The following is a 23,131-nucleotide window of genomic DNA, read 5'->3' on the forward strand; positions in this document are numbered from 1 at the left end:
CCTTTTCCTAGTCTCACGCATTGCCACTGCCCCCGGCACCATCCTACAAATCCACTACTTCTCCCGTACGGTCCGCCTCCATAATCGCCTGCACGATACGGATGTCCCGGAGCCCCTCCTCGCCCGGGACCAGCACCGGCGTACCATTCAGAATAGCCAGGGCATCGTTGTCCATCTGCCGGGCCTGCTGGTCTTTGATCGGTTTGTCCAGCCGCTTGCCATCGCTGGTGACACCCTGCACGCCACTGTAGGACTGCATAGGCTCCAGCTTATACCAGCCATCGGCGCAGTCTACCCGCAGGCGGTTTATCGTTTCCACCACACTGGTTTTACCGGAACCTTTGATCCCGTTCGGGAAAACGAGCTCAAAGGTGGTGGTCACATCGACTTCATTGGGGATATTGCGGGAAGCCGAACGCACCTGCACCGGCTCCATGCCTGTGGCGTAGCGGAGCCCGTTGATGGTGTACACGCCCATATCGTAGAGTGCGCCACCGCCCATATCGGCCTGAAAGCGCCAGCCGCTGCCCTGCCCGGACCCCGCATAACCCGCCAGTGCCTCAGCGGATTGGATAGCACCATAGGGTTTTGTTCGGGCATATTCAATGACCGTCTGCGTATTGGGCTCGTGCTGCATACGGTAGCCGATGCTGAGCTTCACCCCGTTTTGATTACAGGCGTCAATGATCGACTGGCACTCCTCCACATTCATGGCCATGGGCTTTTCGCACCAGACATGCTTGCCGGCGTTGGCCGCGCGGATGGCATACTCGGCATGAAGCCCGGTTGGCACCACGATGTAGATCACATCAATATCCGGGTTATCCGCAATTTCGTGCATGGTATCGTAGGAATAGACATTCTTATCCGGAATGCTGTACCGCTGCTGCCAGGTGGGAACTTTCTCCGGGCTGCCCGTCACGATACCAGCGAGGTAGCAGTGCTCCGTCATTTGGAGGGCCGGCGCGAGTTGTCCGCGGGAGTAGCTGCCCAGCCCGACGAGGGCAATGCCCAGGCGTTTTTTCGGAGCCTCGCAGCCTAGGAGTGCAGGGGCCGCCAGCAGGCTACCAGCTGCCATAGCGGACTGCCGGAGGAAGTGGCGGCGGGAAGTTGACCATTTATCCATAAGCTTTTACTTTGAATAACTGCCTGGCAGGGCGGGTTGTTGATGCTAAGCCCGGTTTCCATTTCTAGTCAGGTGGCGACTTTAGTCCGATAGCTATACGGGGCGACCGGACAAGCAACTCTGGACCACGTTCTCAGGCTACGATTCCACAATCGTCGCCGGAGTAGCAATAAAAGACATTTTTAATCGAGTATTTATTTTCTTAACACCAAACCCTCATCGCCTAAATTTATCATCTAAAATCGCTGGCTCAGCATTGTCGAGTAAATCTAAATGCAGCCCAATGGGCACATGATTGGGACGGTGGTTCCTCCATCCATCCAATCTGTCTACCCAACTAATTGTTCCACTAAAGTTCCCCCCATACGCCCTGTCCGTATACACATGCTCCAGGTGCTCCGCCCAGCTTTCGCAGATGGCGAGGCGGCCGGCGTCGGATGACCGATTATGACGCTGCTGTACCATAAAGGTTTCATCTCACTCCACTACGTAAAAGCAGTAGCTGCTGTTGTCATAAAACCTTTGCTGCGGGCGTTGCAGTATCCAGTCGTTATAGTGAGGATCAGGGCTGGCAGACAAGAACTCGATGTTATTATCTTCTCCCTCATTTAGCTCTACATTGGTATCAGAAGGTACTCGAGGGCAACGCCCAGGAAAGTCTTGGTCATCATCAATACCCTGCGCTGCGAACTGAGTGAAATAATATAGCCCCGGCTGTTGAGGAATTAGTTTGAATTCAAGGTAATACTCACTATCTTGATAAATGTACTCACCAAGTAAACCGATTGATCCTGACCCATAATCAAAGCGGTCATAGTCATATTGTACAGGGATAATATATTCAAAATCAGCCAAGCCATCCTGCACAAAATTGGAGTCGACTACATCAATCTTATCCATTCGGGTTGTTGGAAAAAATTGCCAGTTTTCTAGCTTGTAGTATTGCTGCGTTTGCCGTTCAAACACCTCGTCGCTGAAAACGGAGGAGACGTAAATAGTATCCCCTACCCGAAAGGTGTCCTTCGCCGGGCTCAATGTAGCCGGAATAACGAACTGATAGGGACCGCCGAAGTCAGCATCCCGGCATTCTTTACTGGTACAGCCCCAACAAACAATCAGGGTGAAGGGGAGTAAAATGATTAAATATCTCATAAGCAGAAGAAAAGTGGGCGACAATAGGTACCGCCCGTTCTTATTTAATAGCTGTTAAAGAGTGCGTTGACATCGCCAACCGTGATCCCTGAGCCAGGCAACAAATCATTGATAATCCGCTGTCGGTATACCTGAGGATCATCAGTGGCTGCATCTATACTCGGAACGGAGAGGTTTGGGCGTAATGCACAAACCCGACGCACGAGTATATGCCGACACGAAGTCATGGTTGGTCCCAAACTACTTCGTCGTCGGTATAAAACGGAAAATAGCTGCCCGTTTGTCAGGCCCGTTACATTATCAATTACTGCGCCACTGCCTCCTCCAAATCTATCATCTAAAATCACTGGCTCAGCATTGTCGAGTAAATCTAAATGCAGCCCAATGGGTACATGATTGGGACGGTGGTTCCTCCATCCATCCAATCTGTCTACCCAAGGCTCATTAATACTCGTATTCCCCCCATACGCCCTATCCGTATACACCTAACTCCAGGTGCTCCGCCCAGCTTTCGCAGATGGCGATGCGGCCAGCGTCGGATGACCGATTATGACGCTGCCGCCCCATGAAGATTCCATCTCACTCTACCACGTAGAAGCAGTAGCCGCCATTATCATGAAACCTTTGCTGCGGGCGTTGCAACACCCAATCGTTGTAGTGTGGGTCAGGGCTGGCAGACAAAAACTCAATGTTATTCCCTTCACCTCCATTCAACTCCACATTGGTATTAGAAGGTACTCGAGGGCAGCGACCAGGGAAGTCTTGGTCGTCGTCGAATGACTGTTCTGCTCCGTGAAAAAAATAGAATAGTCCAGTGTCTCTTGGTACAATATTGTATTCTAATGAATACACTCCGTTTTCGTAGTTATACTGCCCTATCAGCCCCACGGTACCAGATATAAAGTTATAAATGCTATAGTCAAAACCTTCCGGTACAATTACATCAAAACTTAGCAGCGCGTCTCGAACAAGTGGAGTATCAGCTAAATCAATTCGGTCAATGGCGGTACCAGGATAAAACCGCCAGTTCTCTAGCTTATAGTACTGCTGCGTCTGCCGCTCGTATACTTCGTCGCTAAACACAGAAGAAATGTGGATCGTGTCCCCTATCCGAAAGGTGTCCCTCGCCGGGCTCAGCGTAGCCGGGATAACGAACTGATAGGCACCGCCGAAGTCGGCATCGCGGCATTCTTTGCGGGGACAGCCCCAGCAGAGGAGCAGGATGAAAGGGAGTAAAATGATTAAATATCTCATAAGCAGAAGAAAAGTGGGCGGCAATCAATGCCGCCCGTTATTTTTTAATAGCTGTTAAAAAGTGCGTCGACATCGCCAACCGCGATCCCTGAGCCAGGCAACAAATCATTGATAATCCGCTGTCGGTATACCTGAGGATTATCAGTTGAAGCATCTAAAACGGAAAACAGCTGCCCGTTTGTAAGGCCCGTAACATTATCAATTACTGCGCCACTGCCTCCTCCAATTCTATCAAATGAAACCATCGGTTCTACGTTGTCGATTAAATCTAAATGAAGTCCAATTGGCACGTGATTGGGCCGGTGGTTCCTCCATCTATCTAACCTGTCTAACCAACTAAATGCTCCACTAAAGTTCCCCCCATACGCCCTATCCGTATACACATGCTCCAGATGAGAAGCCCAGCTTTCGCAAATGGCGAGGCGGCCGGCATCGGGCACAGTTTCATCACCCCAGGGGTCATTATCTTCAGTTACGTACCACGCAGTAATCGTAGCCAAGCCTAGCTGAAACCAATACTCTGCTCCTACATTGGTGAAATGAGAGGTGTGGGCAAGTTCATGCTGCGCAATGGCCCATTGCTCGTCAGAGTTTTGAAAGTTGCAGCCTATGGCCACGTCCGGTATTACAAGAAGGCTATTTATAACATTTGGAAGCAGCTGGGAGTTGAATAATCCCTGGTTGATCCACTGTTCTAATAGCTGCACGGGTATCTGCGAGGTCATCAGCGCAATGCCGTCTGTCCGATACGCCGTCAGGTAAATATCCAGCCCCATCGGCGGTGGATTGATGCCGTCATTTTGGGATTCCGTATGGAAATGGTGCAGGGCATTCATGACAGTGGCTGCCGACCAGTTGCGGTGGTCCCGCCCGCCCTGATTGTTCCAGAGGTTGTATTCAGTTTGAATGTTGTTGTAGGAGCCGCCACCGAGCTCCCCGCCGTAATCGGTCACGGTCGCCAACAGGCGCCAAACCTGCACCGTATTTCCTACAAAGCCCCGCAGCCTCGCCCGGTCGTTCCGGAAGCTGACCCACATATAGGCTTTGCCATGCTCCCGGTGGTCTTTGATCTGCCAGCAGCCCCGTGCATCTGTTTCGGCCGTCTTGAAAGTGAACCAGCCATTCCACCAGACCACCCGCACTGCTTCTACCGGAAATAGCCCGTTGCGCTCAACATCCTGCACCTGTATACAGCCCGCAGGCATCCGTACATCGCCCGGCACCGGGCAGCCGCAATCGTTGAGCTCCTCTTCCTCATCGTCGTAAATCACCAAACAGTCAGGCCAGTCCGGGCTGTCTGGCGTGCAGTCCCCGTTGTAAGTCGGCGGGCCAGAACAGCCAAAGTGCTGCGGGAAGTAAAAACAATTGGGGTAATTCGGGCACTCCTGCCCGCAGGGGTCCGGTATGGCGCCGACACCGGTGCCGCCCAACCCTTCAAAATAGGATGAAAGGCCGCCAACCTGCTCAAAGGCACGAGCGGTCAATGGGGTTCCGTAGGGAGGGACAACCAGGTCTTCCAGGACCTGATACGTTACAGCCGGCACCGGCTCTCCGGCTTCCAGAACGCCATAAAAATCCGGAATGACCTCTGGCTTCGGCGGATGGAATGTGTGTGTGCCCTCCTTCGCCTATTGGCTTCGGCGGATGTAATGTGTGTGTGTACAGTCACACTACCGTTTATTGAATGGTTCATAAGTGTTATTTGGTTTAAAGAGATACGATAATGCTTCTAAATTACAACAATGCTACCAAAAAGACAAGCATGCATTGTGAAAAAGCATATAAACTACTGCTGAATACAGCAGGCACACTTTTTATGCTACACCTCAAAACCGAAGCTCCATCCCCCTACGCCCCTTGCCAGACCACGGCGCCTTGAACTGAACAATCAGCGTGAGGTTGAGCTCATTGATGGGGCGGAGCATTTCCCGCTCCCTGTTCCTCAGCCCCAGGCCATGAATGTAGGAAAGCTCTACCATATACCTTTTGTACCAGTAGGCGAGCGACAGGTGTGAAGTGTACTCGAAATAACGATGATCAGGAGCGTTGCCCCCCAAATTCCTGACTTCCCAGTAATCTTCACCATTTACGCTTATCTCAGGGTTATGGATGTAATTCAGACCGAGCCCAGCCCCGATTAAGAATGCATCAGCAAATGATCGCTTGACAGCAAAATCCGTACGCCAGCTATTGAAGCGGTGAAAACTAATAGGAACGTGAGTTAATGATAATACATCCATTCTAAATACCCGATTGAAGTAATAACTATTTGTCCACGAAAGAAAAAGCGCTTTATATATTTGTTGTTCTACGCTCAAACCAACCGACCAGTGTGGCAGAAACTGCTCCTCCACAATGTAAAAATCTGAACGAGGCTCTGCTATGTGATAATCCCCTCCTTTTATATCCGTCAACCCTCCACCCAGCCGCAGGCTGAAGTAGGTCTGCCCGTGCAGGGCACTTGCGCTGAGCAGTAGGAGTAAGGCTGTGAAGGTGCGTTTGAAGTCCTGTTTCATGGCTATATTTTTGGCCCTCCTGATTTCCGAAATTGCTCCTTCCCCTTGAAAAGAGCGTGCAAAGATGCATTACTCGTTCTTTCTGGAAATCAGGAGGGGCTGTTTTAACTTTATGCTTTTAGCTTCATGCTATCTGTTAGGCATTACTTTTTGGGTACCTAACCATTTTCATCAAAGTATTGCAAAGCCCTAAAGCCTACCGCACCAACTGCACCTCCCCGCTCAGCTCTACTTCCTGACCATCGAGCAGCAGGGCACGGGCGCGCCAGGCGTAGAGGCCGGCTTCGGCAGCCTGCCCATCCTCTGCCCTGCCGTCCCAACCGGCTGTGCCCCGGTAGGCCAGGCCGCCCCACCGGTGATAGACTTCCATAGTTGTGATTTTCACGACTTCCGGGCCGGGAAAAAGTTGAAAGACATCATTGCGGCCATCTCCGTTGGGGCTGAAGGCGGTGGGCGCGTAAATACGCCGGCGGGGCGTGACAAATACCTCTACCGTTTGCTCCACCAGGCAGCCGGCCGGGCTTTCGGCTTGAAGGGTATAAGTCGTGGAAACCACCGGGCTCACCTCTGGTGCGGGGCAATCGGAACAGCTCAACCCTTCGGGGGGCAACCAGGTGTAGCGGGCGTAGCCGGGCGCTGCTGAAAGCGGCACACTGCTGCCCAAAGGAAGGCTGACCTGCCCGGGCATACCCAGTGGGATGGCCTCCCAGGGCACGACCTCTACCGTAGCACTGACAGGGCCACAGGCATAACTGGCATCAAGGCGGTAAAGACCGGGCGAGGTAATGATTATACTGCGCTCCGCCGGGCCAGGCGACCACTGATAGGCATCAAAGCCAGGCGCTCCTCCGAGCAACAACGGGGCTCCTGGACAAAGCAGCGTGTCCGCTGGCAGGCCCAGGCTCAGAATAGGGTGTTGCAGGATTTGGATGGTATCCGCTTGTATACCGCAGTAGTGGCTGGCCGTGAGGGTATAAAGCCCAGGCGTATCTACCTGTAGCTGCGGGGTAGCTGCACCTGTGCTCCAGGCATAGGCATCAAAACTGCCGGGGGCGGACAGGGTGTACTGCAATGGCAGACTTTGGCAAAGCAAAGTATCCGGCCCCAGCGATAAAGCCGGGAGGGTATCAATGGCTACCTCAATCGTGTCGCGCCCAATACCGCAGGCGTAGGAGGAGCTCAGGGCATAAAGGCCCGGGGCACTGACCAGAATGTGCTGACTGCTGTCGCCCGTACTCCAATTGTAATGCCCCAAACCGGCTGGGCCGCTCAGTACCAGGGGCAATTGCGACTGACAGGCGGTGGTGTCCGGCCCAAGGCTAAATTCTTCAACTGGCAGGTACTGCACGATAGCCGTGTCCCGGATGACAAATTCCTCATAAACGGCTTCCACCGTATACACGCCCGGCTCTGTCACCGTGATGCTGCCGGTGGTGTCTCCCGTGCTCCAGGCGTAGCTGCTGTAGGGGCCCGCTACGGACAGCTCCGTACTGAAAGGCTGCTCACAGAATACCGTATCAGATAGCCCAAGATTGACAATGTCGGCGGAAAGGTGTTCTATGCGGACATCGTCTACGTAGTAATAGGTTGCATTGATTCCTCCTGAACCTAACGGGATTACGTTTGCTTCTTCATCGGTTGCAAAGGACCCCATCGTAAAGAACTGCTCCCCTCCTCTTGCTTTGTACAGCCAACGCAAGGGAATCCAGGCTTCATAATCGGTAATAAAGAAGTCCGGGTCATTGCTTAAATCGGGTGTCAGGTGTACCAGGCGTTTACTGGTATAGTCAAATGAATCCATCTCTACAGTTAACAGTGTGTCTGTGAATAAAATGCCGAATTCACTAGTCGCCTGGGTCCGCCCTTCTCTCAATGATAAATAAACCTCTATCATGTATACCGAGTCTTTGGTTAAAGGAGCAACTAAAGCCCCCTCCAAATATTCGCCACTATTTGGCAGCAGACATACCACGCATTGTAATACAAACCCTGCGTAAGCCTGTCCACTTCGCGGGTACTGATACCCATAGCCTCCTCCCCCATTTGAAGGCACCCCGGCCCATTCATCTCCACAGACATGATAGTAATCCGAAGATACGGTTGGCGTCGTCCACCCCACTACAAGGTCCATACCGGTATGTGTGCCCGTCAAATCCACCCCGGTCGGGCAATCCAAATACTCCTCAAAGGAAGGGTTGATGACCAGGTTTTGAGCGGGCAGGTTTAGACAGAAAAGACTAAAATTAAAAACAATCAGTCGTACAGATTGGCGGTAGATAGCTGGCATAGGTTGGCTCGTTTATTAATATAATGCCAGAGTTGGAAATTGCAATGTGCAGGCTTAGGACTTTAACAAGTGGGGCTCACCAAGCCCTATCACTCATCAAAATTCAGGTATCGTGGATATCCAGGTAATCAGCGTGGGATGCTTTCCATTTCAAATCAGGTGGCGACTTTTACCCCCGATGACTATACGGGGGCGACCTGACAGGCAACCTTGTATCTCATGCTCAGGCCACGATTCCATAATCGTCGCCTGAGTTACAACGAAGAATCATGCCCCCCTACACCTCCCAAAACCGCAGCAGCAACACCTCCACGCCCAAAAACACCAGCGCCAAAATCAGGCACCAGCGCCATAGCGGAATGCCCTGACTCCGCTCTTCTATCGTTGCGGTGAGCACGGCGTTATCGGCTATATTAATGAGGTTCGCCAATGGCCCTACATAGCCAGCCAGCTCATCCGGGCTGTAGTAGTCGAGGTCGGACTCGCGGCGGTCGTAGTTGAAAGCGTAGGTGCCCAGTGGGTTCTCCGGCTGCAGGAAAAGATCGTAGTAGCCGGCTTCATTGACCTGCTGCCCTACGGTAAGGTAGACTTTCGCGCCAATGATGCGCTGCTCGGGGATGAACTCTTCAGCTTCGCCCTGCAACTTGTAGACAATATCGCTGCTCGTGGCATCGTGGGGAGCAACGATCGTAGCATCCTGCCCAATCGTGTAGGATAACTGCTGCCCCTGACGGGAGGATACTGACATCTTGAACAACATGGGCACGAATATTTCTCCGTTGCGCACCAGGTCGTTGTACTCATCCGAAAGCGGGGCGGCACTGAGGTAGAGATTGCCCTGCCCGTTCTGATAGCGGGCCAGCATTACCGAACCATCGCGGTAGGTGAGCAATGGCTCTTCGCCCCGGTTGGCGAAATTGCTCAGGCTGAAATTGCCCTGCGTGGCGGGAAGCTTCAGGTTGGCAGAGCGGTTCTCGAAAACATCATTGAAGATGAAGGCATCGGTATTGATCTGCCCCACCTGACGGGGGCGCTCCTCAAACTGCTGCAGCTCGTTGGCCGGGAAGCCGGTCAGGAAGGTCCGGTAGGTGCCAACATCGGCATTGCGGCTGGGGAAAACCAGCAGATTGCCGCCATCCTGTACATACTGACGGAGTTCAAAGCCCAGCCCGGAGGATACCGTCCGCAGGTCGTTTAGCACAATCATATCGTAGTTCCCAAATTGGGAATAATCCAGCGCCTGACTCGGCAGGTTGTCAATTTTGAAGTTGTTGATACCCTGGAAAGCCGCCGTCAGAAAGCGGTTGGGCTGCTGCTCATTGATGGCCAGCACCCGGATTTGTTCTTTCACATTGAAGGCAATGTGATAATTGTCGTCAAATTGAATGGGGAAGTCGGTGATGTTGAGGCGGGCTTCGTGCCAGCCGGTCCGCTGTATGGAAATATTGACGGTATCAATTACGGAAGACTCGGCGGGAACGGTCAGCGTGCCTACCGGTTTGTTCTCCCCTTCGTAGCGGATAGACAGGCGGACATTTTCCGCAGTTGCTTCGGTGAGATTGCGCACCCGAACAACGAGCGGATTAGGCTGATTGGGCATAGGCACCGGATTGGTAAACCAGGCAGAATCTATGCTGATGTTTTTTTCCTGTACGGCCTGCAGGGGCACGAGGTTGAGCTCCAGCGTGGTGTCGCTGACGGCTTCGATATCGGTGATGTTACGCTGAAAATCGGAAATATGGTAAACCACTTCGTTATCGGCTTCTGCAGTGGAAAGCGCCTGCCGTTGGCGGGTCAGGACTTCCGAAAGCTGCCGTACCGCCGGGCCGGGCTCGATTTCATCAATGAGCGCCAGGGCATCTTCCTGAGAAACCATGCGCTGATGCCGCCCTTCGAAGTCGTTGGTCAGGATTTGGAATTCATCGGTAGGCGCGTAGGCTTGCACAATCTCCCGGGCGCGCTGTTTGGCTTTCTCTACCAGAGGCACGTCCTGGCTCAGGGCCTGCATGCTGAAGGAATTGTCGATGAACAGGCTGACCGCTTTATTCCCCTGCTGCACCTCCGCGTCTTCCTGCGGGATGAACGGCTGAGCAAAGGCAAATACCAGAAACGCTACTGCCAGCAGCCGCATCAGCAGTACGAGCAGGTTGCGCAGACGGGAGCGGGCGCTTGTCTCCTCCTTGACTTCTTTCAAAAAGCGCACATTCGTAAAGTACACCTTTTTAAACCGCCGGAAGTGGAACAGGTGAATGATCACGGGGATCGCTAGTGCAGCGAGGGCGAACAAAAAAGCCGGGAAGAGAAACTGCATATATTCTTTGGGTTGCTTTTGGTCTGTTTTTCACGTATCTTCTACGGGCTCACTAGCCAACAGAATCAAGATAAAGAACGCGAATTTAACCATAAAGTTATTGCGGGGCAAGGTATTGGCCGCTAATACCTTTATTCATCATCAAACACCCAAAGTATTATGAAAAGAGTGATTTACGCGCTTTTGCTGACGATTAGCGCTTTCCTGTTTGGTCATGCTCAAAGCTCCTATCTGGCTGGCAACATGCGTATTATTCAGGAAGACGCCCCTGAAGCGAATCTGACGCTGGAAGCCCGGGTACAACTGATCAGCCCCATTGATAGTCCTGTAGAAGATAGTATACCTGTTTTTTGGGGAGACGGGAGTTCGGGTTGGCTATTGCTCCTGCAGGAAGCGAATATCCCCCCGGATTTAGTCAGACGGTTCTATAGCAACACCCATACGTATCCTGCCAGAGCATCCTATACCATTACTTCACCCGTATGCTGTTTCTCTGAAACGATCGTAAATCTTGATCCGGGGGCAACCATGCCTCTTCAAGCCCATTATACCATTCTCAACCCTCAGTTTCAGGGAACCAATACTACGGTTGTCGTTTCAGATTTGGAGGAGACAGGCCCCGTGAATGAGCCTTTGAGTTTCTCACCTACTCCTTTTGATACGGATAATGATTCTATTTGGGTTTCTATCCCTGATTTAGATGATTCCTTTTCGGGATATCAACCTGTGAATATTGTTGATCCCGGAGGGAGCGGCACGCTACTTGTAGAGAACCCCTTGTTTGGGGGAACGGTCTGGGATAGCCCAGGTACAGCAGGTCAATCCTACATCGTACCCTATCATCTTGAAGAGTTCCGCAACGGGCAAAGGATTTCAAATGTCTTGGCTTACTATTGGCTCCGGGTAGCATCGCCAACCAGTGCCAACACGACTGCAAAACCGAACTTAAAAGTCTTCCCCAACCCTGCCAGCCAAACCCTGCAGGTGCAAACGGAAAACCCCACTCAATGGTCGGGCGTACTCTACAACGTACAGGGGCAACTGATACAGCAATGGGCTCATCTGCCTGCGGACGGGCAAATCAACCTCTCCTGCCCCGGTGGGCTGTATCTGCTGCAATTGCAAAATGGAGATCAGGTGCGAACAGAGCGAATCGTGGTGCGGTAAATAAAGCAACCTGACAAGTATCCACAGGCATCAGCCCGTGATCTTGTCAGGTCTGGCTGTATTTTTAGTTCCCTTTATCGTCTAATTCTCATCAATCAAATCACCACTGCCGGTGATGTTGACATCAATCTCGGGCGAGCCAATGAAGCGCACGTCACCGCTGCCGGAAATACGGACTTTCAGGAACTCCGCCACATTGACCTCGGTGCCACCGCTGCCGCTGATGTTGATGTCGGCCGTACGCGCCTGCATGCCAAAAGCCTGCACATCACCGCTGCCACTGAGGCGGTACACAGCTTCGTCGCAGAGGCCGTCAATGATCAGGTCGCCGCTGCCGCTGATCTTCACATCAATATCATCCGCTTCTGTTTCTATGCGGACATCGCCACTGCCACTAAGCTGAAAGTCGATGTCTTCTGCCAGGAAAAGGTTTTCGCCCATGATATCGCCGGAGCCGGAGCTGTAAACCTGCCGCAGTACCGGCAAGGTGATGAAGATTTCCATATTGTCCAAATCGCGGACGCAACGGTCAAACTCGATTTCCCAAATACCGTTATTGACATCCAGTTCCAGTTCATCAATCGCATCTTCCTTGCCTTCCACGATGACTTCCTGTACGTCCCCCTGCCGGATGAAGACCTCTGCTGACGTTTCATTTTTAATACCGCTGAAGTCGTCAATGACCAGGCTTTGGCTTACAAATGGCCCGTCGGCATTCAGGCAGCCAATGGAAAAGCTGTCATCGTCGTCGATATTGATAAAGCAGCCGCTGCCCAATAGTGCTGTGGCAAGGGCGAATAGCATCATTTGAATCGTTTTCATAGTTTCTTGTTTTACAGTGAGTGAAAAATGTCGGGTGATTATAAGCTTGTTAGTTGTCCCTGTCCCAGCCGAACCAGCCGAAGCGGAAGGTCAGGTTAGCCAGGGTGCCATCAAAGGCATTGGATTTGTAGGGGCTGTTGTCGCTTATGCCGTCCACATAGCGATAGCCTACGGTCCCCGCCACGCGGAACCAGCGGGTCACGTTCAGCTCCAGGCCGATTTCCGGTGTCACTACAAATACATTGTCGGTATTATCCGGGAAGGAGGAGTTGTCGGAGACGTCAATGCCGACTGCGCCCCAGCCCAGTCGGGCACTTGTGTAAAGGTGCAGTACGCGGTGAGGCGCCAGGGTGTACCCCAGCCAGAAACCGCCGTGCCCGAGCTCGATTTCCTGAATGTCGTCATCCTCAATCAGGCGCTCAAAGTCAATGCTCCCTACGCCGTAGCCACCGATAAAGAAGTTATCAATCACCACGCCACCGCCACCGCCTATAGCGGTCGTCATGTCATTGCCCAGCCCCATCTCAATGATTGGCGCGCCAAAGCCACCAACAACGCGGGCATTGTTAAATAAGGTTTCGTGCTGTGCCTGAACAGCCAGCCCCAGCAGCAGGGCCAAAGTGAGCAATCCTAACTTTTTCATGATCTATTGCTTTTCGTTGATTTTAAATAATGATTTCTCGCCCTTGCAGCCGGCAGAAGACCGTTCCTGCAAGGCATAACTATGGCTGGCCGGGATGATTCCCGGACGTTGCCTGTTTCAAAAAATTAATGGTCAATTTGGTGCCCGGTTTATTCCGGTAACAACATGCTAAAACCGTATGCCGCCCTGTACGCCTACCCAAAACCGCAGGTGGGTATTTTGTCCGCCTTCCGCAAGGGTGTAGGAAGGATCAATCACCCGTGACCCCAGTTCGCCCGTCTCAGGGTCTGCTACCCGGGACACCATTAGGTTGGCGATGGGGCCGGCAAAAAAGCTCGTCTTTCGGTCCGTGCCGTTGTAGCCCAGTGTCAGGCTGAGCTGATTGAGCAGGTTGACTTCTTTGGTCCACCGCTCCAACTCGTTGATGTGCATGCAGGTGGCTTCCACATTCATCATCAGGTTTGGAGTGAAGCGTTTGGTGGTGCCTATGCCGTAGCCGAGCCCCCAGCTGTAAGCCCGCGCTTCTTCAGCTGCCCCTACTGTACCGGGCTGCTCCTGCATATCCCAGCGCATACCGACTTTGAATATGTTATAAAAGGAATACGCGCCAAGCTTCAACGCCGCATTGGCAAACAACGCGTCATTGGACGACAGCTCAAAGCGGTTGTAGCCGTTCTTAACGATGTTGAGCAAGCCAACCGGCACACCGTTCACCGTATCCGCTACGTTGATGAGTGCCACCTGAAAGCCGTCTACCCGTTTTGCCTTATTGAAAAGGGCGCTGACCTGACCGCCTTCCACATCTCCCGCCTTATTGAACAGGCCGGATATCTGGGAGCGGGTAAAGCCCTGGCTTTTATTGAACAAGCTTGCAACCTGCAGCCCTTCCGCTTTACCTCCGGAAATGTTGAACAACCCCGAAGCCTGCAGCCCGGCAGCGTCGCCATGACTGATGTTGAACAGGCCGGCAGCCTGAATGGCCTGCGTCTCTCCGGCGATATTGAATACACCGGCGGCCTGCACGCCTTGTACTTTGCCATTATTGACGTTAAAAACACCACCAACCTGTGTGCCAATTACATCTCCGCCAACCTGACTGCCCACACCGGCAATCTGTACGCCTTCAACATCATTGATGATCTTGTTATAAAGACCACCCACTTCAAGACCGTCTACACCGCCATTAGTGCCCCAGAGCACATTAAGGGATACATTGTTCGTAATCTCAGCGCTGCGCTCAAGGTTAGTCCCTACGTAAGGCAGGATAGACACCTGAGCCAGCCGGCGGTCGCCCCTGTACACCTCTTCATCGGCTTCTGCAGTGACCGCAGGTGGAGGCGGCAAATGGTAGAGGTCGACATTAATTTCCTTATAAGCATTCCCTCCCGGGCTGTTGATCGCCCTGGTTGTGGATGGCCGGATAGGCTCCATCCGCTGGCTTAAGCGCTCCCGCTCGGCAGCATCCTCCGGATAGATTGGGCTTTGCTGCCTGACCTTGGGCTTCACCGGTTCCAATTGCCCCAGTTCATCTGTTTTGCGGCTGGGCTTCAGCATCACCTGATTGCCCATTTTACGGTAGGAGATCGGCAGTTGGCGGCAGATTTCGTCCATAATGGCTTCCAGCCTTGCCCCTTCTTCCGCGTTCACCGAGACTTTCCGCTCCAGCGGGATGAAGTCCGGGCTGTAGGAAAAGCGCACCTGAAATTGCTGCTCCAGGTCTTTGAGCACCTCACCCAGAGACTGATTGATAGTCCGATAGCTAGCCAGTACTGCCGGAGCTTGAGCATTGAGCCCAACACCTGCAAACCATAGCCCCGTAAATAGCAGCAGTTTTTTCATGGCTTTTCGTGCTTTAGTAGTTCGACGGAAATAAATGATACAATTTTCTTTAGGATCCGCTAATATTTTCACACAACCTCTCTCTGGTCGATTGTTTAGAAAATTTTAGCGGATCAAAATTGTATCATTTATTTTTTCTCCGTCACTTACCGGCAATAGTCTCCATTGCCTTTGATTACAATTTGTCCATTTTCCTCGACAATTTCCAGTTCCATAGTGAAGACCATCGCATCCAGCAGTTCCTGCAGCTTAGGGTTGGGAAAATCTCCCATAAAGCGGCAGTTTGCCAGTTGGTCATTAGCCAACACTACCTTTTTTCCAAAGTAGCGCTCCATGGCACTGGCAACCTGGCCCAGCGGTTGATTATCAAACTGCAGCCGGTTCTCCTTCCATGCCATTGCGTTGGAGACCGGTGCTTCCCGGACTTTTTCCAGCATTTTATTGTACTGCCCGGAAGCACCAGGGACCAGTATAACTTTCTCTTCTTCTTTATCTACAGAGGCCACTTCCACCTTCCCGGTAGCCACCGAAACCGTTACTTCCGGTTCATCAGGATAGGCTCTGACATTAAAGGATGTACCCAGTACAGTAGTTTGGGCGCCTTCTGAAAAGATAGTGAAGGTAGCGCCGTCCTGCTTTACCACGTCAAAGAATGCCTCCCCGGTCAACCTGACTTCCCGCTGCTTAAAGTCTTTGGCGTAACGAATGGAACTATTCTCATTCAGCACTACCGTGCTTCCGTCAGGCAGGGTGAGCGTTTGCTCTTCCTTATCAGTGGTTTGAACCTCCGCAAACACCGGCGAATGGTCTATAAGGCCGGAATACCAGTACCCCCAGTAACCGCCCAGCAGTAACAGGACCGCTGCAGCTGCATAGCGCAGGTATAGCTTCAGGGTTGACAATCCAATCACTTTGGCTTCACCGGTTTTCTCTACTGCCCCGATCTGTTCCTCCAGCAAATCCCAGGCTGCCGGCTTTCCGGCAGAGAAGTCAGGCATCTCATAGGATGCCGCTACCGACCATAGTTTTTCGGCTTCTTCCAGCACCGCCCGGTTGGCGGAATCGGCTTCTACCCAGCGCATGAGCGCTTCCCGCTCTGCCTCGCTAATATCCCCGGAGAGATACCGCCCTATCAATTCAAGGTAGTCGCTTTGATCCATGTTGTTGTTAGTTTCCGGAATACTGATGCATGCGGTTTGGCATCCCCCCTATGCATGCATCAATTTTTTTCTTTCTTTTTTACTTCCAGCTCCTTATACCCGTAAGTATCGTCTGCCGCCCGCAGAAATTCATGGCCCGGCAGCAGTCCGATTACGATTTCAGCCGTCGTGTAAATCCGGCAACCTTCCATCAGGTGGCCGCCCAGGCAATGCCCGGTTTCATCTGCGACTGTCAGGTGCAAATGGGAGCCGTTTTTGGATAGGGTACCGGTCATGCTTGTGATCTCAAAGTGCCCCTGCCCTACGCTGGCTTCAGGCTGATTGGCAAAGCGGATGGCGTAATCCGTCAGGCTGCCCACCGCGCTTAGAATGACGGCAGCGTCAACATCATTCAAATCTGCCCACTGCTGCAGGGCTGCTTTCAGGTCCGTGCCTGGTTTCAGGCGAAAGGCGGCATATTGCATACTATTGATTTCGGCATGTACGGGAGGGGATGCTGTAGCCGGCTGCTGACAGGCGGACAGCCACAACAGGCCAAAGAGCATAACAAGCTGAAGGTACTGCTGCAATTGTTCACGTAGTACCCGCAAGGCTTTGCCCATCTGGTTTTCCACCGTTTTCACGGAAATCTCCATCTGATCAGCAATCTCTTTGTAAGTGAGCTCTTCGTACCGGCTCAGTTGGAAAACCATTCGGCATTTAGGAGGCAACTGATTGATGGCAGCAGTAACATTCTCCTGCATTTCACCATGAAGAAATTTGTCCTCAGCGCTATCATCCACGCCGGGTTCATGGCCCGGTTCAAAGGCTTCCTGCTCCCAGCGCTTGTTGCGGCGCAGGTAGCCCAGCCCTTCGTTGATGGCCATACGGCGGATGTAAGCACCAAGGGAGGAATTGATTTCGATTTTGTGGCGCTTTTCCCAAAACCGGAGGAAGACTTCCTGTGCCAGGTCCTCAGCGGTGCTGGCATCAGGCACAAAACGGTAGATCGACTGGCAGACCATTTCGTAGTGATCTTCGAAAAGGTGCTGCAGCGCCATCCGATCGTCCGCTTTGAGACGGGAAAGTAGGTTTATTTCGGTGTTATCTGACATTAAAGCCGGGTGTATTTTTCGGCCACAAGATTAAATTTAATTCCCTACAAAAGTAAAAGGCTTTCGACATACGGGGGCATTTATTAGAGCGAATGGCTTTTACGCCTTTCTGAACCGGCAAAAATGATTACTCAATTACAATTCGGGACAGATAGTGCTCCTGACCCGTTTGAGCCTGAAGCAAATAGATGCCGGCCGGCAAAGCGGGCAGATTGAAGGATTGCAACCCTCCGGCATGTATGCCTGCCCATACCCGCTGCCCCATGCTGTTCAACAACTGCAAACCGCACTGCCCCGGAAGCTCCACATGCAATGTGCCTGCTGTAGGGTTTGGGAAGGCACGGAGTGGCCGATGCACAGGGCGGAATACACTGCTGATATTCGAATCATCAATCTGAATCAGGTAAAGGGCATCAAAATCGGGTGAATCATAGCCAGTTGCCAGAGACCACCCACTTCCAAACGCAAGGGGTTGGTTGAAGTTCGCTGAGGCGTAAGCCCGCCCTTCCGCGTCCACCATAATGTTGTGATTGGTGCTGAAGGGGGGATCTCCCAGCAGGTCGGGCTGATGTGCCCACGACAGCTGACCATCAGGAAGGAAACGTGCCCAAACGCTCACAGACCCGCCAACTTCAAATGACAGCGTGGTACTTTCTGAAAGGGCGACCTCAGACCGAAAGGCGGCGGCTGAGAGGTAAATATTTCCGTCCGGGTGGACATCCATTGCGCCATTAGAACAAAACAGCGTATTGCCCCAGAGCAGTTGCCCATTGGCATCCCAGCAAAGCAAAGCCGTCTTAAGCAGGTCATCTTCGGCTTGAAAATACTGCAAAGTGGCTGATTCCTCTATGAGAACTTGCTGCTCATGAGAAAAACCCAGGTAAATCCGGCCCTGCTCGTCCGTTTCAAGGCCAAAGGGGACAATTAAGCCTTCCTGTGGCTCGATATTCCGGTACCATTGCCGGTTGCCTTGTGTATCGTATTTAACCAACAGGCAACCATCATCACCATCCTGATTGTCATTCATCAGAATACTACCATCAAGCAGTAAACCACCAGCGCTGTAAGCAATAGAGACGATGGGCTCACCCTCCAAGCTCAGGGCTAACCCAAGGCCTTCCGCATTTCCGCCATCAATGGGCAGGGGAGACTGAATTTGCTCTGCCCATTCCAGGTCGCCATCAGGTGTAAGCCGGGCCAGGTAGAACGTCTTGCCCCGGTCAGAGGGCTCCGTGAATACGGTAGGGCCACCAAAATCCATCTCCCGGTGATAACTGCCTGTAATGTAGATCGAACCGGCATCATCAACCGCCAATGCGTTCAGCCGGTCCCCTTTATCGAAGAACTCACTGTCTGCTCCGCCGTAGGCTTTTGCCCATTCCAGCGTGCCTTCTGTATCAAACCGGGCAATAAAAGCATCCCGGTAGCCATCGGCAAACAACGTCCGGGTAGCCCCTGAGGCATCCCGCTGAATGAGCAGGGGCCCGTACTCCGCGGAGGCAATTTCTCCCCCCACGTAAACCTTGCCGCTTTTGACCGCTAGTGTCCGCATATCGCCCATCGTCAGCCGCCGGTACCACAACACTTCGCCTCCACCAGAAAGCTTCTGCAGGAAACCGGTTTGTGCACCGCTGTAGGGCGGGTGGACCACTGTACCATCGAGCTCCAAATCAGAACGGTGAAAGCCTAAAAGGTAAATATCCCCGGCCTCATCCGTTGCCATATCGATAATATTGAGGTTTTTACCAAAGGAAAAAATCGGCGACTCAACAGCATAGCGCTGCACCCAGGTGACCTCAGGCTGGGCCACAACGACTAAAACCCATAAAATTTGCAGTGCGGAGGACAAGAGCAAACGTATCATAAGCAGGGATGTTTTGCTGCAAAAGTACGGGATGCCCGGGGACAAAAAAAGGGGAATAACCGTTTTGGCTATTCCCCGTCTACTTAGCTTAACCTATTTACCTATTCTTAATGAAGATTAAATCCTCAAAACTCTTTTGGAGAAACACTGAGTCTCCTTTTATTTCTTCTAAGTGTTGTTCAGTTGTGTTTGCTTGAGTGTTTGTTGGAGTTTTCTCCAATCGTATCCCTGCTTTCAGGAAAGTTTGTATTTGCTTGCTTTTGCTGTAAATAATATATCCAAACCTGTGCCAAAAAACATAATCCTTTGTATTACAGCAGTTTAAAAAATTAAACCCAGTGAGATTTATCCCAAAAAAAGACTAATTTCCATTTTTGGGAATAAACGGCGGTTATTCAAATGTCTGCAGGAGGCCCGAAGATAATGCGATGCCGAATATTGCAAACCCAAGCCCAGCGAGTATATTTGCAGAAATTTTTCTTATGGCAACGGTTTATCTGCGATACTTATTAATTGGGTTGTTTTTTATCCTGGGAGCGGTTTTGCAATTCCGGCTGGGCATCAGTCAGGCCTGGTACCTTTACCTTGGCGGCGTTTTACTCCTGCTGACGCAGGCTTTCATGGGCAATGTATGGACGGCCCACAGCCTGCTGAAAAGAGGGAAGGCGGCAGATGCAGAGAAAGTCCTGGAGCAGGTATGGTTTCCCGGCTTGCTGCTGAGGCGGAACCGGGCGTACTACTATTTTTCGCTGGGGCTAATCTATTTGCAGCGCAAGGATATGGCGCCTGCCAGCGAAATGCTTACCGAAGCCATAGAGCTCGGGCTGGAACACCCTAATGACAGCGCCCTGGCTTGCCTGAACCTGGCGCATATCCACTACGTACAAATGCGCCCCGAGCAGGCCCTCCACTGGATGAAGCAAGCGCGGAGTTTCCCCTCCAATGATTTGCTGGTGAAGGAAAACCTCCAGAAACTGGAACAGGCACTGGCTGCCAGAAACAACTAATAAACAGAACAGGTGTTACCCAAAATGCGCACCGCCCGATCAAAATTTCTACATTTGCCAAAAATTAACCGAACGCATGTTAACAATTAATATTTACCTCAAATTCGCTTTAATTGCCGTGGGCCTGATTGGTGGTATTGCACTTTGGGCAACGATGGGGGTATGGTATGGTATCTGGTTTGTCATTCTGGGATTGGTTATGCTGGCCACCTACATTTTTCTGGGCACGGTACAATCGGCAGCCGAGATGTTGCAGCAGTCCGACTTCGAAGGCGCCAATGAACGCCTGAACCTCACGCTTAAGCCGGAGTGGCTGTACGCGACCAACCGGGCTTACTTCTACATGATCAAAGGCTCTACTGCCCTGGCCCAGAAGAATGTGGAGGAAGGCGAAAAGTGGCTGAAAAAAGCTGAGGAAGTCGAAGTTCCGACTGATAATGAGCGAGCTATGCTGCAACTTCAGCTGGCAAATATCGCTGCCTCTAAGGGGCGCTGGAAACAGGCCGAACGACATTACCGGGTCGCTAAAGGCTGCAAGATTACCGAGCCTAATATCAAGGAACAGTTCAACATGTTCGAAAAGCAGTTCAAAAACCGCGGTGCCGCCAAGCAATCCGGTCAAATGGGCGGCTTCCGCCCCGGGGGCAAGCGCCGCCGACCCAAGATGCGGTAGCCCGCTGCAGGATGAAGGTACTGATCGTAGATGACGAGATCAAAATCAGCAACGTAATCCATAAAGGTTTGCGGCAGTATGGTATTGAATCCATGGCTGCTTTCGATGGAGAAGTCGCGCTTGAATTATTGTCTACTGAAGCGTTTGACCTCGTCATTCTCGATATCATCCTCCCCAAGGTCAATGGGTGGGAAATCTGTAAACACATCCGTCAGGAGCTGCGCCTTTCCGTCCCGATTCTGATGCTCTCCGCCATGGGCAAGACCGAGCACGTCATCAAGGGGCTCGATGCCGGCGCCGATGACTTTCTTGCCAAGCCGTTCAAAATTGAAGAGCTGGCAGCCCGGGTGCGTGCCCTTTACCGCCGTAACCACCAATACGCTGCCGTACAGCCTGCCCTGCTGAATGCCGCCGGGCTCACCCTCGACCTCAACCGCATGGAAGTGCAGCGCGACGGCCAACTGATCTCGCTTACGGCAAAAGAGTTTGAGCTGCTTAAATGCTTTATGCAACAGCCCGGGCGGGTCCTCACCCGGGAGCAGCTCCTGGAAGCCGCCTGGGATATTGGCTTCGACACTGGCACCAACGTAGTGGATGTGTACATTAACTACCTGCGCCGAAAGCTGGAGGCGGACGGCTCGCCCCGCATCCTGCACACCAAGATCGGTGCCGGGTATTACCTCAGTACGGAATAGCCCCTGCCATGAAGTTAAAAAACCGGCTGGCCCTCAACTTTGCGCTATTCACCTCAGGCATCCTTTTCCTGATGGGCGGGCTGATTTTCTTGCTTTACCGCAACTACCTGGAGCACGAATTCACCTCCCGCCTGCACGAGCGCTGCATGATCGCTTCCCAAATGTACCTCGATGACGACGAGTTGAGCCCTCAGGTGCTGGAGCAAATCCGACAGAAACACATGCGCACCCTGCCCAGCGAACAGGAATACTTCTTTCATTTGGAGAAAAAAGACAGCCTCCTCCCCTACCTGCCCATTTTTTTGGCTGAGCGCCTGACCGGACCGGTCACGGAAGCACAGGAATACTTCAAGGTGGAACAGGGGGACACGCTGGGCGTTGGTATCCTGTACCGGGACGATCAGGGGCCTCACTTCACCATCGTCACCGCCGTCAACCGGCAGGGCAAGCAGGAACTCCGGGAGCTGGCCAATATCCTTTTTGGGCTGGCCGGGCTTTACCTGGTTTTTATTTTCTTCATCGCCCGCTGGTACGCCCGGCGAATGCTCTCCCCCCTGACCGCCATGACCGAGAAAATGAAAACCGTGGACACCGCGAATTTGCACGTCCGTTTGGAGCCCTTGCCCGATCAGGACCCTAAGGATGAACTGGGCAGCATTGTGGAGGCCTTCAATAAAATGCTCAGCCGGCTGGAAACTTCAGTGGAAACGCAGCGCAACTTCATTACCCACGCTTCTCATCAGTTCAATACCCCCCTGACGACTATTCTTGGAGAAATAGAACTCGTACGGCAGCATTATAAATCCCTGCCCCCCACAGTCGCCGAGTCGCTGGACAATATCTCCGAAGAATCTGAGCGCCTTAACCGGCTAACGCTGCGCCTTCTGCACCTGGCTGAAGTAGGAACGGAAGGCATCAATGACGAAGGGCAGAGCATCCGCCTTGACGAACTGCTTTTTGAAATACAGGAAGAGCTCAGCGGGACCTATCCACAGCAGCCCCTTCAGATCGACACCGCCACTTTTCCGGGCGACCCGGACGCGCTCGTGGTCAACGGCAATGCCAACTTACTGCAAATTGCCCTGTTCAACCTGGCAGAGAACGGGCTCAAGTACTCCGAATCCCCGGTCACCGTCACCCTCTCGGCCGGCAGCAAAGCGATTGAAGTCCGGTTTCAGGACCAGGGCATGGGCATTCCTGAAGAGGAGCTGGAATCTATCTTCACGCCTTTTTTCCGGGGGCAGCATGTGCAGGCCCGTACCGGCTACGGCGTAGGACTGCCGCTTACGCAAAAGATCATCGAGCTGCACAAAGGGCGAATCACGGTGGAATCAACGCCCGGTAAAGGCACCCTGGCTACGGTACGTCTTCCATTAGAGCAGCAGTTTATCTAAGCACTCCTGGTTTCTAATCTTATTTTAATGCCATTCTAATCCCAGCTTAATGCGGTGTTGGGAAATAAGGTACATATTTACAGATCAGCCTCACCGAAAGAAAGCCATTACTACTGCTACTGAAATT

The 23,131-nt window shown here is 52.4% G+C and carries 18 protein-coding genes; 5 read left to right on the forward strand and 13 right to left on the reverse strand.

Annotation, left to right across the window (positions count from 1 at the left end; all coding sequences use genetic code 11):
* Positions 1 to 43 precede the first annotated feature (43 nt).
* From ACO08I_RS09555 to ACO08I_RS09585, 7 genes are all read right to left on the reverse strand, one after another.
* Positions 44 to 1,126 (reverse strand): Gfo/Idh/MocA family protein, encoded by a 1,083-nt coding sequence (locus ACO08I_RS09555; RefSeq protein ID WP_421949183.1) that lies wholly within the window; start codon positions 1,124 to 1,126, stop codon positions 44 to 46.
* A 477-nt stretch (positions 1,127 to 1,603) separates the two neighbouring features.
* Positions 1,604 to 2,278, reverse strand: a complete 675-nt coding sequence (locus ACO08I_RS09560; protein WP_282775429.1) for a hypothetical protein — start codon at positions 2,276 to 2,278, stop codon at positions 1,604 to 1,606.
* Between the two features lie 579 nt (positions 2,279 to 2,857).
* Entirely contained in the window at positions 2,858 to 3,532 is a 675-nt protein-coding gene (locus tag ACO08I_RS09565; RefSeq protein ID WP_421949184.1) for a hypothetical protein, read from the reverse strand.
* 44 nt (positions 3,533 to 3,576) lie between these two features.
* Complete coding sequence (locus tag ACO08I_RS09570) at positions 3,577 to 5,076, reverse strand: hypothetical protein (protein ID WP_421949185.1); 1,500 nt, start codon at positions 5,074 to 5,076, stop codon at positions 3,577 to 3,579.
* Between the two features lie 282 nt (positions 5,077 to 5,358).
* The gene (locus ACO08I_RS09575) at positions 5,359 to 6,048 is read right to left on the reverse strand and encodes a hypothetical protein (protein ID WP_421949186.1); all 690 of its coding nucleotides are present in this window, start codon (positions 6,046 to 6,048) and stop codon (positions 5,359 to 5,361) included.
* Between the two features lie 196 nt (positions 6,049 to 6,244).
* The gene (locus ACO08I_RS09580) at positions 6,245 to 8,335 is read right to left on the reverse strand and encodes a gliding motility-associated C-terminal domain-containing protein (protein ID WP_421949187.1); all 2,091 of its coding nucleotides are present in this window, start codon (positions 8,333 to 8,335) and stop codon (positions 6,245 to 6,247) included.
* A gap of 277 nt (positions 8,336 to 8,612) precedes the next feature.
* Entirely contained in the window at positions 8,613 to 10,646 is a 2,034-nt protein-coding gene (locus tag ACO08I_RS09585; RefSeq protein ID WP_421949188.1) for a BatA domain-containing protein, read from the reverse strand.
* A gap of 159 nt (positions 10,647 to 10,805) precedes the next feature.
* Here ACO08I_RS09585 and ACO08I_RS09590 point away from each other — a divergent pair, with 159 nt between their 5' ends.
* A complete protein-coding gene (locus ACO08I_RS09590) occupies positions 10,806 to 11,813 on the forward strand; it encodes a T9SS type A sorting domain-containing protein (protein WP_421949189.1) in 1,008 nt (335 codons plus the stop codon).
* Between the two features lie 81 nt (positions 11,814 to 11,894).
* On the opposite strand, the gene ACO08I_RS09595 is transcribed toward ACO08I_RS09590, so the two are convergent.
* From ACO08I_RS09595 to ACO08I_RS09620, 6 genes are all read right to left on the reverse strand, one after another.
* Complete coding sequence (locus ACO08I_RS09595) at positions 11,895 to 12,635, reverse strand: head GIN domain-containing protein (protein WP_421949190.1); 741 nt, start codon at positions 12,633 to 12,635, stop codon at positions 11,895 to 11,897.
* 49 nt (positions 12,636 to 12,684) lie between these two features.
* Positions 12,685 to 13,278, reverse strand: coding sequence for an outer membrane beta-barrel protein (locus ACO08I_RS09600; protein ID WP_421949191.1), 594 nt, complete (start codon positions 13,276 to 13,278; stop codon positions 12,685 to 12,687).
* Positions 13,279 to 13,446: 168 nt separating this feature from the next.
* Positions 13,447 to 15,117: a DUF4974 domain-containing protein gene (locus ACO08I_RS09605; protein WP_282776718.1), complete on the reverse strand. Its 1,671-nt coding sequence runs from the start codon at positions 15,115 to 15,117 to the stop codon at positions 13,447 to 13,449.
* A gap of 146 nt (positions 15,118 to 15,263) precedes the next feature.
* Positions 15,264 to 16,277, reverse strand: coding sequence for a FecR domain-containing protein (locus ACO08I_RS09610; protein WP_282776716.1), 1,014 nt, complete (start codon positions 16,275 to 16,277; stop codon positions 15,264 to 15,266).
* A 59-nt stretch (positions 16,278 to 16,336) separates the two neighbouring features.
* On the reverse strand, positions 16,337 to 17,371 hold the full coding sequence (locus tag ACO08I_RS09615) for an RNA polymerase sigma-70 factor (protein ID WP_282776713.1): 1,035 nt from the start codon (positions 17,369 to 17,371) through the stop codon (positions 16,337 to 16,339).
* A gap of 127 nt (positions 17,372 to 17,498) precedes the next feature.
* A complete protein-coding gene (locus ACO08I_RS09620; protein WP_282776710.1) occupies positions 17,499 to 19,235 on the reverse strand; it encodes a T9SS type A sorting domain-containing protein in 1,737 nt (578 codons plus the stop codon).
* A 482-nt stretch (positions 19,236 to 19,717) separates the two neighbouring features.
* Between ACO08I_RS09620 and ACO08I_RS09625 the strand changes: the two genes are divergently transcribed.
* The 4 genes from ACO08I_RS09625 (at position 19,718) to ACO08I_RS09640 (ending at position 23,004) form a co-directional block, all read left to right on the forward strand.
* Positions 19,718 to 20,242 carry a hypothetical protein gene (locus ACO08I_RS09625; protein WP_421949192.1) on the forward strand — a complete coding sequence of 175 codons (525 nt, stop codon included), beginning with the start codon at positions 19,718 to 19,720 and terminating at the stop codon, positions 20,240 to 20,242.
* 76 nt (positions 20,243 to 20,318) lie between these two features.
* Entirely contained in the window at positions 20,319 to 20,915 is a 597-nt protein-coding gene (locus ACO08I_RS09630; protein WP_282776705.1) for a tetratricopeptide repeat protein, read from the forward strand.
* 11 nt (positions 20,916 to 20,926) lie between these two features.
* A complete protein-coding gene (locus ACO08I_RS09635) occupies positions 20,927 to 21,610 on the forward strand; it encodes a response regulator transcription factor (protein WP_421949193.1) in 684 nt (227 codons plus the stop codon).
* Between the two features lie 8 nt (positions 21,611 to 21,618).
* Entirely contained in the window at positions 21,619 to 23,004 is a 1,386-nt protein-coding gene (locus ACO08I_RS09640) for a HAMP domain-containing sensor histidine kinase (RefSeq protein ID WP_421949194.1), read from the forward strand.
* The last annotated feature ends 127 nt before the right edge of the window (positions 23,005 to 23,131 follow it).

This window comes from Phaeodactylibacter xiamenensis (genome assembly GCF_965229835.1).
Taxonomy (GTDB): Bacteria; Bacteroidota; Bacteroidia; order Chitinophagales; family Saprospiraceae; genus Phaeodactylibacter; species Phaeodactylibacter xiamenensis.

Bases quoted from the DNA above. Each gene is read 5' to 3' on its own strand.
- ACO08I_RS09605 (WP_282776718.1), bottom strand. From the start codon at position 15,117: ATGAAAAAACTGCTGCTATTTACGGGGCTATGGTTTGCAGGTGTTGGG.
- ACO08I_RS09580 (WP_421949187.1), bottom strand. From the start codon at position 8,335: ATGCCAGCTATCTACCGCCAATCTGTACGACTGATTGTTTTTAATTTT.
- ACO08I_RS09640 (WP_421949194.1), top strand. From the start codon at position 21,619: ATGAAGTTAAAAAACCGGCTGGCCCTCAACTTTGCGCTATTCACCTCA.
- ACO08I_RS09555 (WP_421949183.1), bottom strand. From the start codon at position 1,126: ATGGATAAATGGTCAACTTCCCGCCGCCACTTCCTCCGGCAGTCCGCT.
- ACO08I_RS09620 (WP_282776710.1), bottom strand. From the start codon at position 19,235: ATGATACGTTTGCTCTTGTCCTCCGCACTGCAAATTTTATGGGTTTTA.
- ACO08I_RS09585 (WP_421949188.1), bottom strand. From the start codon at position 10,646: ATGCAGTTTCTCTTCCCGGCTTTTTTGTTCGCCCTCGCTGCACTAGCG.
- ACO08I_RS09610 (WP_282776716.1), bottom strand. From the start codon at position 16,277: ATGGATCAAAGCGACTACCTTGAATTGATAGGGCGGTATCTCTCCGGG.
- ACO08I_RS09630 (WP_282776705.1), top strand. From the start codon at position 20,319: ATGTTAACAATTAATATTTACCTCAAATTCGCTTTAATTGCCGTGGGC.
- ACO08I_RS09560 (WP_282775429.1), bottom strand. From the start codon at position 2,278: ATGAGATATTTAATCATTTTACTCCCCTTCACCCTGATTGTTTGTTGG.
- ACO08I_RS09595 (WP_421949190.1), bottom strand. From the start codon at position 12,635: ATGAAAACGATTCAAATGATGCTATTCGCCCTTGCCACAGCACTATTG.
- ACO08I_RS09615 (WP_282776713.1), bottom strand. From the start codon at position 17,371: ATGTCAGATAACACCGAAATAAACCTACTTTCCCGTCTCAAAGCGGAC.
- ACO08I_RS09600 (WP_421949191.1), bottom strand. From the start codon at position 13,278: ATGAAAAAGTTAGGATTGCTCACTTTGGCCCTGCTGCTGGGGCTGGCT.
- ACO08I_RS09635 (WP_421949193.1), top strand. From the start codon at position 20,927: ATGAAGGTACTGATCGTAGATGACGAGATCAAAATCAGCAACGTAATC.
- ACO08I_RS09625 (WP_421949192.1), top strand. From the start codon at position 19,718: ATGGCAACGGTTTATCTGCGATACTTATTAATTGGGTTGTTTTTTATC.
- ACO08I_RS09575 (WP_421949186.1), bottom strand. From the start codon at position 6,048: ATGAAACAGGACTTCAAACGCACCTTCACAGCCTTACTCCTACTGCTC.
- ACO08I_RS09590 (WP_421949189.1), top strand. From the start codon at position 10,806: ATGAAAAGAGTGATTTACGCGCTTTTGCTGACGATTAGCGCTTTCCTG.
- ACO08I_RS09565 (WP_421949184.1), bottom strand. From the start codon at position 3,532: ATGAGATATTTAATCATTTTACTCCCTTTCATCCTGCTCCTCTGCTGG.